Source organism: Sneathiella marina (assembly GCF_023746535.1).
Lineage (GTDB): Bacteria > Pseudomonadota > Alphaproteobacteria > Sneathiellales > Sneathiellaceae > Sneathiella > Sneathiella marina.
Genome location: NZ_CP098747.1, coordinates 3,111,962 through 3,125,174 on the forward strand (window position 1 = coordinate 3,111,962; position 13,213 = coordinate 3,125,174).

Annotated in this window: 14 protein-coding genes; 8 read left to right on the plus strand and 6 right to left on the minus strand. The window is 48.1% G+C overall.

What is annotated here, in order from left to right:
* Window positions 1-7 precede the first annotated feature (7 nt).
* From boxB to NBZ79_RS15030, 3 genes are all read right to left on the minus strand, one after another.
* On the minus strand, window positions 8-1,435 hold the full coding sequence (gene boxB, locus NBZ79_RS15020; RefSeq protein WP_420854615.1) for a benzoyl-CoA 2,3-epoxidase subunit BoxB: 1,428 nt from the start codon (window positions 1,433-1,435) through the stop codon (window positions 8-10).
* A complete protein-coding gene (boxC, locus tag NBZ79_RS15025; protein WP_251933358.1) occupies window positions 1,432-3,075 on the minus strand; it encodes a 2,3-epoxybenzoyl-CoA dihydrolase in 1,644 nt (547 codons plus the stop codon). Before boxC ends, boxB begins: the two co-directional genes overlap by 4 nt.
* A gap of 62 nt (window positions 3,076-3,137) precedes the next feature.
* Complete coding sequence (locus NBZ79_RS15030) at window positions 3,138-4,061, minus strand: helix-turn-helix transcriptional regulator (protein ID WP_251933359.1); 924 nt, start codon at window positions 4,059-4,061, stop codon at window positions 3,138-3,140.
* 124 nt (window positions 4,062-4,185) lie between these two features.
* Here NBZ79_RS15030 and NBZ79_RS15035 point away from each other — a divergent pair, with 124 nt between their 5' ends.
* From NBZ79_RS15035 to NBZ79_RS15065, 7 genes are all read left to right on the plus strand, one after another.
* Window positions 4,186-4,614, plus strand: coding sequence for a flavodoxin domain-containing protein (locus NBZ79_RS15035; RefSeq protein WP_251933360.1), 429 nt, complete (start codon window positions 4,186-4,188; stop codon window positions 4,612-4,614).
* 117 nt (window positions 4,615-4,731) lie between these two features.
* Window positions 4,732-6,282 carry a benzoate-CoA ligase family protein gene (locus NBZ79_RS15040; protein ID WP_251933361.1) on the plus strand — a complete coding sequence of 517 codons (1,551 nt, stop codon included), beginning with the start codon at window positions 4,732-4,734 and terminating at the stop codon, window positions 6,280-6,282.
* A gap of 47 nt (window positions 6,283-6,329) precedes the next feature.
* Complete coding sequence (locus NBZ79_RS15045) at window positions 6,330-7,553, plus strand: MFS transporter (RefSeq protein ID WP_251933362.1); 1,224 nt, start codon at window positions 6,330-6,332, stop codon at window positions 7,551-7,553.
* Between the two features lie 87 nt (window positions 7,554-7,640).
* Entirely contained in the window at window positions 7,641-8,123 is a 483-nt protein-coding gene (locus NBZ79_RS15050; RefSeq protein WP_251933363.1) for a VOC family protein, read from the plus strand.
* Window positions 8,124-8,223: 100 nt separating this feature from the next.
* Window positions 8,224-8,742, plus strand: coding sequence for a hypothetical protein (locus tag NBZ79_RS15055; protein ID WP_251933364.1), 519 nt, complete (start codon window positions 8,224-8,226; stop codon window positions 8,740-8,742).
* 43 nt (window positions 8,743-8,785) lie between these two features.
* Entirely contained in the window at window positions 8,786-9,109 is a 324-nt protein-coding gene (locus NBZ79_RS15060; RefSeq protein ID WP_251933365.1) for a 2Fe-2S iron-sulfur cluster-binding protein, read from the plus strand.
* On the plus strand, window positions 9,109-10,332 hold the full coding sequence (locus NBZ79_RS15065) for an NAD(P)/FAD-dependent oxidoreductase (protein WP_251933366.1): 1,224 nt from the start codon (window positions 9,109-9,111) through the stop codon (window positions 10,330-10,332). The genes NBZ79_RS15060 and NBZ79_RS15065 overlap by 1 nt, the downstream gene beginning before the upstream one ends.
* Here NBZ79_RS15065 and NBZ79_RS15070 read toward each other — a convergent pair.
* From NBZ79_RS15070 to NBZ79_RS15080, 3 genes are read right to left on the minus strand one after another with little or no spacing between them, the layout of a single operon-like run.
* Complete coding sequence (locus tag NBZ79_RS15070) at window positions 10,329-10,682, minus strand: hypothetical protein (RefSeq protein WP_251933367.1); 354 nt, start codon at window positions 10,680-10,682, stop codon at window positions 10,329-10,331. The two genes, NBZ79_RS15065 and NBZ79_RS15070, sit on opposite strands and share 4 nt — an antisense overlap.
* Window positions 10,679-11,899 carry a CaiB/BaiF CoA transferase family protein gene (locus tag NBZ79_RS15075; protein WP_251933368.1) on the minus strand — a complete coding sequence of 407 codons (1,221 nt, stop codon included), beginning with the start codon at window positions 11,897-11,899 and terminating at the stop codon, window positions 10,679-10,681. The genes NBZ79_RS15070 and NBZ79_RS15075 overlap by 4 nt, the downstream gene beginning before the upstream one ends.
* Window positions 11,900-11,959: 60 nt before the next feature.
* Entirely contained in the window at window positions 11,960-12,754 is a 795-nt protein-coding gene (locus tag NBZ79_RS15080) for an arylamine N-acetyltransferase family protein (RefSeq protein ID WP_251933369.1), read from the minus strand.
* 108 nt (window positions 12,755-12,862) lie between these two features.
* On the opposite strand from NBZ79_RS15080, the gene NBZ79_RS15085 reads away from it, so the two are divergent.
* Window positions 12,863-13,177 (plus strand): putative quinol monooxygenase, encoded by a 315-nt coding sequence (locus tag NBZ79_RS15085; RefSeq protein ID WP_251933370.1) that lies wholly within the window; start codon window positions 12,863-12,865, stop codon window positions 13,175-13,177.
* Window positions 13,178-13,213 lie beyond the last annotated feature (36 nt).

Below are 13,213 nucleotides of genomic sequence, written 5' to 3' on the forward strand. Positions count from 1 at the left end.
TCGCAAGTTATTGTAAATTCACATACTCATAATCAATGGGCAAACTATTGATACCGCGATCCGGAGCGGCAATCCATCCTGCCATTTTCCCAGGTTCCGTTACCTGCTGCATCAGGCTTTGAACATATGCCCGATCTTCATCCGATGGCAAAAACTCATCATGCCGCCTGTGGTACTCTTCTTCTGACAAGAAATTTCCTTCCGGCGTGACGGTCTGGCCTGCCCAGGCCCCTATATTCCTGCGAAAGCGACTAGAGGGCAGCGTAATTTCGAAATCAAACCCTGCTTTCTTGATAAGCCGGTTCCAGCGGGTAACGCCGACCTGACAGTCTTTGATATACGCATTCCGCACCTGGTCATTGACAGCACTGCGCACGGCAATCTCTTCCAGCCGTATACCCCCTTTTTCATCGGGAACCTCAAGCTCCAGACTAGTGTCTTTTGCAATATGGTCTTCATATTGTTTCTCGTCCGGTCTTCCTTTTATGCCATTTGCAAAGCTTATCGCCGCATTTGATGAAACCTCCGCGCCAAACAAATCCATACAGGAAGAAAACCAGAAATTCACGTAGCGCTGAAGAAGGGGCAAATCGACAACCCCGGCTTTACGTAAAGTGGCTGGATCATCGGTTTTAAGCTCGGACATTTTATCGATTGTACGTTTAACAACGCGGCTAATCCCGGTTTCACCGACATACATATGATGGGCTTCCTCCGTCAGCATGAAACGGCATGTACGCGCCAACGGATCGAAAGAGGATTCTGCCAGGCATTTTAACTGATATTTTCCATCACGATCCGTAAAATACGTGAACATAAAAAACGATAGCCAGTCACTGATGGGCTCGTTAAAGGTACCCAAAATACGAGGATTATCTTCGCTGCCGGAATGCCGCATTAACAGGTCTTCGGCTTCTTCCCGGCCATCCCTGCCGAAATACGCATGTAGCAAATAAACCATCGCCCAAAGATGCCGCCCCTCTTCTACATTCACTTGAAACAAATTACGCAGATCAAACAAGGAAGGGCATGTGAGGCCCAGCAATCGTTGTTGCTCAACTGAGGCCGGCTCCGTATCGCCTTGTGTCACAATGAGCCGGCGTAATATCGATCGGTACTCGCCCGGCACCTGTTGCCAGACCGGTTTTCCAAAATCATCGCCAAATCCAATGGACCGGTCCTGAATTTGATCGGCGAGGAAAATGCCCCAACGATAATCCGGCATTTTGACGGCCCCGAAAGTCGCCCAGCCCTTTGCATCTACGGATGTTGCCGTTCTGAGATAGACGTCTTTCGTCTGGAACCCCTCAGGTCCAAGCTCCTGCCACCAATCCAGAAATCTCGGTTGCCAATGCTCTAGAGCACGCTGCAAACGGCGATCATTTCCTAAATCAACGTTGTTTGGAATTCTTTCCTGATAATTGATCGCCATTATACTCTCCTCCGGTCAAATTCTGCTTTCGTGCCACTACCAAACAATTTCAAGGCGCCTTTTTCTCCGACAGCATTTGGCCGATTAAAGATCCAATTTTGCCAGGCTGACAGTCGGCCAAAGATTTTAGTCGCGGCGTTTTCTGTGCCTCCAAATCTGAGGTTAGCCTCCATACCTGTCAGCGCGTCAGGAGACAAACTCGCCCGCTCCTCTACCAAAAGCCGTATTTCTTCTTCCCAATCAATGTCATCGGGAATGAAAGTCACGAGCCCTTTTTCCTCGGCGTCAATTGCATCGAGCTCAACGCCAACCTGCTGCTTGAGGACACCAAGTATATTCTCATCATCATAAAAGCGGTTTCCAAGCCGGGTCCGGCCATTGACCATTTCCAGACCACCAAAGTTCATTTCACTAAGAGAAATATTTGTTGGCTCACCCTCTTCTTGTGCGATATCCAACATGTAAATGCGATCGGCGGAAAGTGCCAATTCATAGAGAGATCCGGCGAAGCAGGAGTTTTCCTCCACCAATGCAAACAAGCTACGCGAAGAGACATCCAGGCGGGCAAATGTCCGCCGCATCATGCCAATGACTTCCCGGACAAACCAATCTGATTGATGTTGAGAAAGCACCGCATCAGCTGCGAGAACTTTTTTAGGGTCACCCGCCGTCTTGAGCAATATCGTGCCTATTTCCTCATTATTCGTTCGAAGCAACAAAATGGCATCATCAAGTTCACGAGCCATTGCGAGAGGCCACCAGTTTGCACCGGCAGAGTGGATATCCTCAATGCTGTCCGCAATATCCACTTTTGGCGCGTCGACGGTAATTGTTGCCGTACGCCCCTGCTTATCTATATCAGCTCTCACATGCGAATACCGATAACCTGCATCATCAATTTTACGGTCCAGGGGCGTTAATGAAATGCCGCTGGCTTTCGCTGGACGAGAACTTTCCGCACAGAGTTCTTCAGCTCTCGCCCTAACTTTTTCATTGAACGCATTTTTGGGAACGACCTCATCAACGAATTTCCATTCCTTGGCACGCCGTCCTCTCACCCCATCCGGATTAGTACAAAATACATCGGCCAAATCCCGCCTGACTTTTCTTTTTTCCGTAATTCGCGTCAGGCCGCCTGTGCCAGGCAATACGCCCAGCAACGGAACTTCGGGTAAACTAACGGCACTGGATCGGTCATCGATCAGGAAAATTTCGTCGCAGGCCAAAGCCAGCTCATACCCACCGCCGGCTGTCGTTCCATTACAGGCTGCCAAAAATTTGATTCCGGATTTCTCACTACTGTCTTCCATGCTGTTTCGGGTTTCGTTGGTGAATTTGCAAAAATTCACTTTCCAGCCATGAGAAGAGGTTCCCAGCATATAAATATTCGCACCGGCGCAGAACATTTTGTCCATTCCGCTGGTCACAATTACGGTACGGACAGTGGGGTATTCGAATCGAATCCGCTGCAGAGCATCATGCAGTTCAATATCAACTCCCAAGTCATAGGAATTCAGTTTTAACTGATATCCCGGTACGAGACCTGCATCTTCATCTACTTCCAGGATCAAACGGGCAATAGGACCGTCAACTTTCAATGTCCAGTGACGATAGTGATCTGGATGTGTGTCGAATGTAATCATGGTCAAGATTTCCCGTTCTTCGGAATTATAATTCCACTACATAAAGTGCACTTTAGTGCATGTCAAGGCGATTGATCAGAATTGGCTGCGAGCAGCCCTTCTGCAATTTCGAGTAAATTCTGCGCAGTTTCATCGATGGCGCGCCCAGATGTATTACAAACTTCGTCAGCACGCCCATAAAGCGGTTCACGCGCAGATAAAATTTGCTTCAAGTCAGCCATGGCTTCCTGGCTGCCCGCCATCGGCCGCAAATCCCCCTGCTCGACAACCCGAGACATATGCTCGCCTGGTGTCGCCTGCAGCCAAATTACATGGGTATGTTGCACAAGAAGAGAAAAGGTTTTCTCGTCAGCTACGATACTGCCACCGGTGGAAATCACGATTTCATCATGGCTTTCTATAATGTCTTGCAGACAGCGGCGTTCGAACCGTCGAAAGGATGGCTGCCCTGCCAACGAGAAAATTTCCGCAAGCGTTGCCCCAAATTCTTGTTCAATTTGTTTGTTTAACTCGATAAATCCAAACCCCAGTTTTTCCGATAAAATAGGCCCAAGTGTTGACTTGCCCGCCCCCCTCAACCCGATCAACGAAATCCGTTTTGCTTTTGCCCGGCCCGTCTTGTGGCCTAAAGCCTCCTTCAAAATCGAGTTCGCTTGCGCCAATTCTTGTTCCGTCATTTGACGGGCTAGCTGATATAGAGACTGCATTTGCGGGCTCAATTGCTCACCCACCGAGACAAGATCCAGCATTCTCATATCCATGGCATCCGCTATTTGACGAAGAACCAGAACAGAGATATTTCCTTCACCGGTTTCGAGCTTTGCCAAATAGCGTTCTGATACGCCAGAATCATGGGCAAGTATTTTACGCGTCATTCCGCGCCGTGCGCGCGCCGCGCGGACCCGGGCGCCAAGCTCAGTCAAATAATCAACTGCCGACGCATCTTCACGGCGCGATGGATCTGTTGCTTGTTTAGGGGCCGCCATATATTCCCACTCTCTTCATAAAATACTGGACAAGATGCATTATATTTCCTATTTCCTGACTTGAGTAGTATTTTTTTGGAGAAAAATGGCATTGGTCGACAGTATTAAAATTCTTGTTAGCACTATGACTGGCACAGCTGAGCTCGTTGCCGATGAAATTGCCGACGCCCTTAATGCAAAAGGCAAAAACACCGAAATATTGCTCATGGATGATCTTGCCGCTGACGTTTTTGAGGCCGGAGCCGCGTATGTTATTTGCACGTCAACCTATGGGCAGGGCGATGTGCCGGATAACGGCCAGGCATTCATGGATGATCTTGAATCGGCGGAAATGGATTTGGGCAACATTAAGTACGGTGTATTTGCACTTGGCGACATCACATATGATCAGACTTTTTGCAATGCTGGCGTTCTCTTTGATGAGACCCTCGGAAAATTTGGCGCCAAACGGATCGGCGACATCATGAAACATGACGCCTCTTCCGGAGAGTTGCCTGAAGACCAGGCTGGTGAATGGGCGGAGGAATGGCTGGAAAAGCTGCATAGCATGTGAGGGCTGCTTTCATTTACTTGCTGATAAAACAAATGTAACGATAAAGTTCTAAGCGGGCGCGCGGCAAGCCAGACGGAAACCAATAACCTGAGGCTTAAGGACTACTGGGAGAGTAAAATGCCAAATAGCGACGATGGATCAACTCTGTACTTTAATGCTGCAGTTGACTTGATCGATCATAATATTCAGGCTGGCCGTGGCGGTAAAACGGCGGTCATAGATTCCCGCGGCTCCCATACGTACCAGGATTTGAGCGACAATGTTAATCGCTTCGCCAATGCATTAAAAGATATGGGCATCGAACCGGAGCAACGTATTGTTCTCTGCCTCAATGATACAATTGATCTGCCTGTCGCCTTTTTAGGAGCGATTAAAGCGGGGGTTATTCCTGTTCCCATCAACACCCGGCTCACGGAAAAAGACTACAAGTATATAATAAATGATAGCCGCGCCACGGCGCTCTTTGTTTCAGATGATCTATTCTCGCTCTTCGAAGGCCATGTAAATGACCATCAAAGCCTAAAAGCGATCGTTATTTCCGGAAAAAAAGGGAATGTGGAGAATAATCTCTCAGCACTATTAGAAGCCGAAAGTACGGAATTTTCTGCGGCTCAGACCCGCCATGATGATATGTGCTTTTGGCTATATACTTCCGGTACAACCGGTATGCCGAAGGGCACTGTTCATTTGCACGGTAATTTACGGGCGACTGCAGATTTATATGCCAAGCAGACACTTGGTGTCCGTGAAGACGATATTATGTTTTCAGCCGCGAAGCTTTTTTTCGCGTATGGTTTGGGAAATGGGCTGACATTCCCGTTTTCCATCGGCGCCACGGTTATTCTTCTGGAGGGCCCGCCAACTCCGGACGCTGTTTGTCAAATTCTCCGAGACCATTCGCCGACAGTCTTTTACGGTGTTCCCACACTTTTCGGCATGCTTTTGGCAAGTAATGTCTTACCGAAGGCCGGCGAACATCACCTCAGGGTTTGCACATCAGCCGGAGAAGCACTGCCCGCGGATCTGTTGTCGAGATGGCAGCGTCATGTCGGCGTCGATATTCTGGATGGAATTGGCAGCACGGAAATGCTGCATATTTTCATCTCAAATAGACCTGGAGACGTCAGACCCGGTGCGACAGGAAAGGCGGTGGAAGGGTATGACATACGCCTGACAGGAGATGACGGACAGGTTGTTTCACAAGGTGAAATGGGCGCGCTGGAGATTTCCGGCCCCTCCAGCGGCCTTATGTATTGGAACCAGAGGACAAAGAGCCTTGATACTTTTCAAGGGCCTTGGACACGCGCCGGCGACAAGTACCGCCAAGACGAAGAGGGATACTACATTTATTGTGGTCGAACCGACGATATGTTGAAAGTTGGTGGCATTTACGTTTCACCATTCGAAGTTGAAGGAGCTATGATAGAGCATGATGACGTCCTGGAAGTGGCTGTCATAGGCAAAGCCGATGCCGACGATCTCATAAAACCCAAAGCCGTGATTGTCCTGAAAGATGCGAGCATTGATCAAAACAAAATGCGAGAGGACCTTCAGGAATATGCAAAATCCAAGCTAGCTGCGTATAAGTATCCGCGGTGGATAGATTTTGTTGACGAACTGCCGAAAACAGCAACGGGAAAAATTCAGCGGTACAAGTTACGTGATTGATATTTTGCGTTTTCCTCAAATCCCTCATCGCCAATAGATCCCGGACAATGGTGGCAATTTCTCCTCAAAAAAAATGGCAGGCTGTTAGTCTGTTAGCGATTTGCCAGGTTCTTGCCTTATCTCTTTGGTTTTCGGCGACCGCCCTAATTCCTGTGCTAAAAGCCGAGTTTGGTTTGGGCGGATTTCACGCGTCTCTCTTTTCCAGCAGTGTCGCCATTGGGTTCGTTGCCGGTACACTTCTAAGTGCCATGTTCAGCCTGGCGGATCGCATGCCGCCAAAGTTCTTTTTCGCCATATCAACTTTGATCGCGGCACTGGCAAACGCTTCGATTGTTTTTCTGGATCCTTTGTCAACTGAAGTGATCCTTTTGAGGTTGCTTACCGGCATCTGCATGGCGGGCATTTATCCCATCGGTATGAAGATGGTGTCAACCTGGGCAAAAAATGATACGGGTCTGCTGGTCGGTCTGCTGGTCGGTGCGTTAACACTTGGCAGTGCGTTCCCCCATATTCTCAATTTGCTGGACACGTCCGGTTTTGACTGGCGAATTCCTTTAATTGCCGGCAGCGGTCTCGCCCTCATCTCTGCGTTTTTAATCCGGTTTGTATCCCTTGGTCACGATATTCCAAAAGCGCCGCCCCTCGATTTGTCATTGGCCTTATATGCCTGGAAATACAAACCCTTGCGATTGGCTAATTTCGGGTATTTCGGCCATATGTGGGAACTGTATGCTATGTGGGCATGGATAGGTGTCTTTCTTTACGAAAGCTTCCAGATCATAAATCTGGCTGATGCCCGTTTTGACGCCAATCTGGCAACATTTGCAACAATCGCTGTTGGAGGTTTGGGAAGTCTGGTGGCCGGTATTGCCGCAGATCGCCTTGGCCGAACGACGATCACCATATTAGCCATGGTAATCAGTGGCTCCTGCGCGCTAATTGTCGGGCTTTTCTTTGGCGGCAATCCTGTTTTCCTTATCATTATCTGCCTGATCTGGGGAATATCGGTGATCGCAGATTCAGCTCAGTTCTCGACCTGCATCATAGAATTAAGCCCGAAAAACATGCTGGGGACGATGCTGACAATCCAAACCTGTGTTGGATTTCTAATTAGTCTCTCCACTATCCATCTCGTTCCGTTATTTGTTGATATCGTGACCTGGAAATATGCATTTGCGCCGCTCGCAATCGGTCCGATGCTGGGTGTCCTTGCGATGATACGGTTACGGCAGCTACCTGAAGCCAGGTCTTTGGCAAACGGAAACCGATAGGGATTTAAATTTTTCTCTTGATTTAACCGCCTATACGCTCAACTGTCTAATAATAGCGTGGGCGCGCATTATAAAAAGGAAAAGACGATGATTAAAGGGTTGCATCACAACGCGTATAGATGTCGTGATTCCGAAGAAACACGTAAATTCTACGAGGATTTTTTAGGATTACCCCTCGCTGATGCTCTTTCTATCGGATCAACGAAAACAGGCCGGCAGACAGAAGCTCTTCATACTTTCTATCGAATGGATGATGGATCGTTTCTTGCGTTTTTTGAAGTTCCTGAGCAGTCATTTGAATTTATTGACCAACATGACTACGACCTTCACATTGCCTTGGAAGTAGATATGGACAGTCTGCATGCCATGTTTGCCAAGGGAAAAGAATTGGGAATGGAAACACGGGGCATCTCTGACCATCATGCCATCCATTCCATTTACTTCAGAGATCCAAATGGCTATGTGATTGAACTAACAGCTAAAGTACCTGAAAAAACAAGTGACGACGAAACTGCTGCGACTAATGCACGGAAAATGCTCACGGAATGGACAGCGGCACACCAAGCTTAAATTTTGTAAAGTATCTTGACCCCGCTTTTCAGCTTTGTATCTGCGCAATTTTACTTTTATGCTAGCGAATGTTTTTTCAAATTTATGGGGATAGCTGTAAATGCTACTGAATTCTTGCGGCCGGATTATTTTTGGCGGGCTTTTAGTATTTCTAACTTTTTATACCGGCGTCGCTTCGGCGAAAACAGATCGCTACGTCGGGTACTATTATCCGCAGCCGGCTATTATTGAAACCTATTGCGCGCGGGTCCCCCAGCTTCCCAATATGGATAAGCGTCGGCGAATAGGGTTTGTTATTGGCATTAAAGAAGGTATGGCCAACAAGCCTTATGATTCCCCTTATGCTGTTTTTGCAAAAGGCGGCGATTCACGAAAATTAATTATTGTTGCAAAAACTGAGGGCCATCTCCAGACCATCTATCGGGTCCGGGCCTTGTTGGCGGATTTGACGACAAGTGCCCGTACTACGCCGATTTTTGAAGAAAGCGGCATGCCGGAAAATTTGACTTTTTTGGATTTGTTGACCTTGCTGGGATTTGAAACCGTCACATTAAGTGACGGAGATCGTTTTTCACATCAGATCCGGATGAAGCTCAGCAAAAACGGCGTTTGTGAGTAGAATTTTCTGCAAGGATATCTGGCGAAGGAATGATTGAGAAATAATGGTAAAAGTTACATATATTAGTACGGACGGAACCGAAACGGATATGGATGTGGCTGAGGGAACCAGCCTAATGCAAGCCGCCGTTTCAAGTGGCCTTGATGGTGTCATTGGCGAATGTGGCGGGTCGGCAATGTGTGCGACTTGCCATGTATATGTTGACGCTTCTTTCCTCGAAAAACTACCTGCAATCGATGATATGGAAGAAGAGATGCTGGAATGCACATCGTCAGACAGGCGCCCGACAAGCCGTCTAAGCTGTCAAATTGAGTCCAATTCCGACATAGATGGCATAAGAGTAACGTTCCCAGAAACACAAGTTTAATGCCCGAACCTGTCGTCATCATTGGCGCAGGCCAGGCCGGTGTCCAAACGGCATTCAGTCTCCGCGATATGGACTATTCAGGAGAGATCACCCTTTTAAATGGGGAAAATTTCCTGCCCTACCAGCGACCCCCATTATCAAAATCCTATTTAAAAAACTCGGTCACCGACAGCAGCCTGATATTTCGAAATGAACAGCTTTACGAAAGCAAGCAGATCGAGATCATGCAGGCTTCAACAGCCATAAAAATCAATCGACAAACTAAATCAGTTTCGCTCACAACGGGAGAGGAACTGCCCTACGGGAAACTGGTAATTGCAACAGGTGCGCGCAATCGCATTTTACCCTTTGATGGCGGAGAGTTAAAAAACGTTTTCCAGTTGCGGGGCCTGGAGGACGCCAAGCGGCTTCGCCTGGAACTTCAGAAGAAGCCTAAAATTGCGGTTATCGGTGGCGGATTTATCGGGCTCGAATTCGCATCAATAGCGAAAGAATTAGGGGCTCAGGTGACGATCGTTGAAGCCGCATCAAGGGTGATGGCGAGAGCGGTCTGCCCGACCCTCTCGGACTATGTTCAAAAGGTCCATTTGGCAAGGGGTATAGAAATCCTATTGGCGCAAAAAATTGTTGCCATAAACAGCAGCAGTGATTTTGCTACCGACTTGCAAATGCACGATGGCAGCAAGCTGCCCTGTGAGCTGGTTCTTGTTTCAGTTGGAATTATCCCAAACTCGGAACTCGCCGAGGCGGCGGGCCTAACCGTCAGCAATGGTATTCAGGTCGATGCGACACTCCATACGTCAGATCCAGATATTTTTGCTATTGGCGATTGCGCTTGTTTTCCGTCAGATTTCTCAGGCCGGAATATCCGGCTTGAATCAGTTCAGAACGCAGTGGATCAGGCGAAAACGGTTGCTGAAAACATTTGCGGAACCTCTACGGAGTATGGTTCCATACCCTGGTTCTGGAGTGATCAATCGGACTTAAAAATACAAATCGCCGGCCTTACCTCCAATGCGGATACAACTGTTGTTTCCGGTGATCCGGCGACCGGAAAGTTTTCTGTTTGCTGTTTTACAAATAACCGGTTTGTCGGCGTAGAAAGCATTAATCATCCTGCCGATCATATGGCCGCCCGAAGGCTGCTTGCCGCGGGTCGTAAAATCACGGTACAAGATATTAGTCACCCCGGAGCAACGCTCAAGTCCCTGGCGAAATCCTAGTAATCCGAGATATCCTCGATTTCGCAGTCACCCGTCGTGTAGAGAGTATCAATCTGACATGTTTGAGAGAGTTTGACGACCAGATTGCCTTTGCAGTTTTTAAAGCTCACCCACCCCTCCAGGCTTTCGCCGGCATCGGATTCGAATGAATCAGAGCTTTGAACGATATAGCGCACTTTATCTACGTCCAATATGCCAAGTTTAAGCGAGGTTAATTCCTCCTCCACCACACCGGCACAGCCTGTCACCCGCCAATCACTTCCCCGATTGTCCGCAAGCGCATCCACCGCGATCATACCCACAGATACCGCAATGCCCAGACCAAGGCCGCATATTGCTTTTACTGTCATGCTTTTTTCTTCCTTCGTTCCTTGGCATCGGTCTGCCAAGCTGCGCCAGATGTTTCGAATTGCAAAATCTGCGTATCATTAAAACCGATTTCCGCCAATATCTCTCGTGTATGATCCCCATAAATCGGGGCACCATATCTGTATTCATTTTGACTTACTGAAAATTCGGCCGGTTGCCGGGTCTGACGAACGAGACCCGCTTCTGGATGTTCATTCTCGACAACTATGCCATTGGCAACGACTTGTGGATGAGTTCGCATTTCTGTCCTGTTAAGAACCGGTGCGCAGGGCACATCTTGATCCTCCAGTCTCTGCATCAACTCTGCTGTCGTATGGGGACGCATTTTTTCCTGCATTAAGCGGGTGCGAGCGTCTTTATTAACCTCTCTTGCGGTGGGTGTTGAAAACCGCTCATCCTCCAGCAAATCAGGGCATTCGACGGCCACCGTAAATCCTTTCCAATGCTTATCAAGCATGACCGCTACAGATATATAGCTGTCTTTCGTCTCGTAAATCAGGTCGATAAAGGACTGCGCTGCTTCAGACGAAGATTCCCGCCCAACAAAGGTATGTCCCCCCATATCCGAGCTCCATAGAAAAGAGACAACCGTATCCAGCATGGATAATCGTACATGCTGCCCTTCACCGCTCCGTTCCCGCGCGAATAGCGCCGCAGAGATCGCTTGAGATGCCTGGATTGCAGTCAATTTGTCCGGCAAAATTGTCCTGACAAGTCTTGGGCGCTCTTCATCGGACCCACCCTGTACGGTTGTCAGTCCGGAAACCGCCTGAATCAACGGGTCAAACACCGGCTTTTGGGCATAGGGGCCGTCAAAGCCAAATCCGCAAATTGAAACATAGACAATTGACGGGTTAATTTCACGTATATGGTCTTCGCCAAGACCCATGCGATCCGCCACGCCGGGTCTGAAATTCTGGACAAACACATCGGCTTCAGAAACCATTTGTTCAATGATTTCAAGCCCCTCCGGTTTTTTCAAATCGACGACAACCGACCGCTTGTTTCGATTGTTATTAACGAAGGACGCCGAGAATCCATGCCGCCGGGTCGCAACATGCCGCGCATAATCGCCGCCACCGGGCTGTTCAACTTTTATGACATCAGCTCCCTGATCTGCCAAAGTCATTGTTGCCAATGGTCCGGAAATCATGGTTGTCAGGTCAATTATTCGAATTCCGGTGAAAGGGCCGGCCATTAGTATTCTCCTTTTATTCGTAACATAATTCGACCCCGGCTTTAGTATCGCTGCAAAAGGTCAAGGATGCCAGAATTTTTGATCATGCGCCGCAAAAACCAATCCAAATTTATCGCGAAGGCAAGCGTAATATTCTTGTTCATCTTCAAACGTAATTTCCTGCGTCTGCCGATTTTCCTTTGTTTCAGAAAACTGCTTTCCCCGAATTGTCCGGCGACCATCCGTTAGCGCAAGTGTCGCCATCGGTTGCGTCGTAAATACCGAATTCGGAGATGTTTGCTGGAAATGACAGCGGTCGGAAAAATCCTCTAGCCGGCGGGGTGTTGGGTCAACGACGAATTTAACGCTCCAGTTTGACGCATTTCCATCACAGCATTCCAGCGCAAACTGCCCCTCAAATTCACCAATTCGATACTTTTTCCCCTCCGGTGTCATATGTATCTCGTCGCGTTGCAAATTCATGGGAATGCGGACAGACTCGCCATTACCGACATCAACCAGGAACACCGACTTTTCGATCGTAACCAACAACACCATATGTTCAAACGGTGGCAGCAAAATATCATTCTTCATCATTTGAGCCGAGCATATAGCGGCATCAAATCCAATCTGGCTGATGAGTTGGTGAAAAAGAAAATTGCATTCATAACAGAACCCCCCGCGACGTTGTTGTACAATTTTCTCTTCTGCAGCGCCGTCAAACAATTTGATTTCCCGAGGGATATGCACATCGATATTCTCAAATGGAACAGACAGCAAAAATGCGGTTTTCAAATCCTGTAAAACCTTCAAGGAAACGTCGATGCGTCCAGCGTAACCTAAGCGCAGTAAAAGACTTTCTACGTCAACAGACATTCCAAACCTCTTCCAGATAATGGGCTGTAATTGATAATAATTATGGTCAACCGCCAGAGTAATGCTGTAGGATTTTAGCGAAATCAATAAAACTAAAAAGGAAAAAAAATGCAGACCGTAAATGTAATCGCCATGATCGAAACAAAACCCGGCATGAGAGACGAAGTCCTGGGCATGTTTAAGGCAAATGTTCCTGCCGTTCTTGCTGAACAAGGGTGTATTGAATATGGCGCCGTTATTGACATGGAAGGCGTCGGCGGTTTTCAGGCAAAAATTGGCGAGAATAGCTTTGCTGTCATCGAAAAATGGGAAAGTATGGATGCTTTAATGGCCCATGCTGTTTCTGATCATATGAAAGCCTATGGTGCCAAAACGAAAGATATGCTGGCCAATCGGGCAATCCATATCCTGTCGGAAGCCTAATTAAGTCGCGAAATGCGTTTTCGCAACCGACACGGA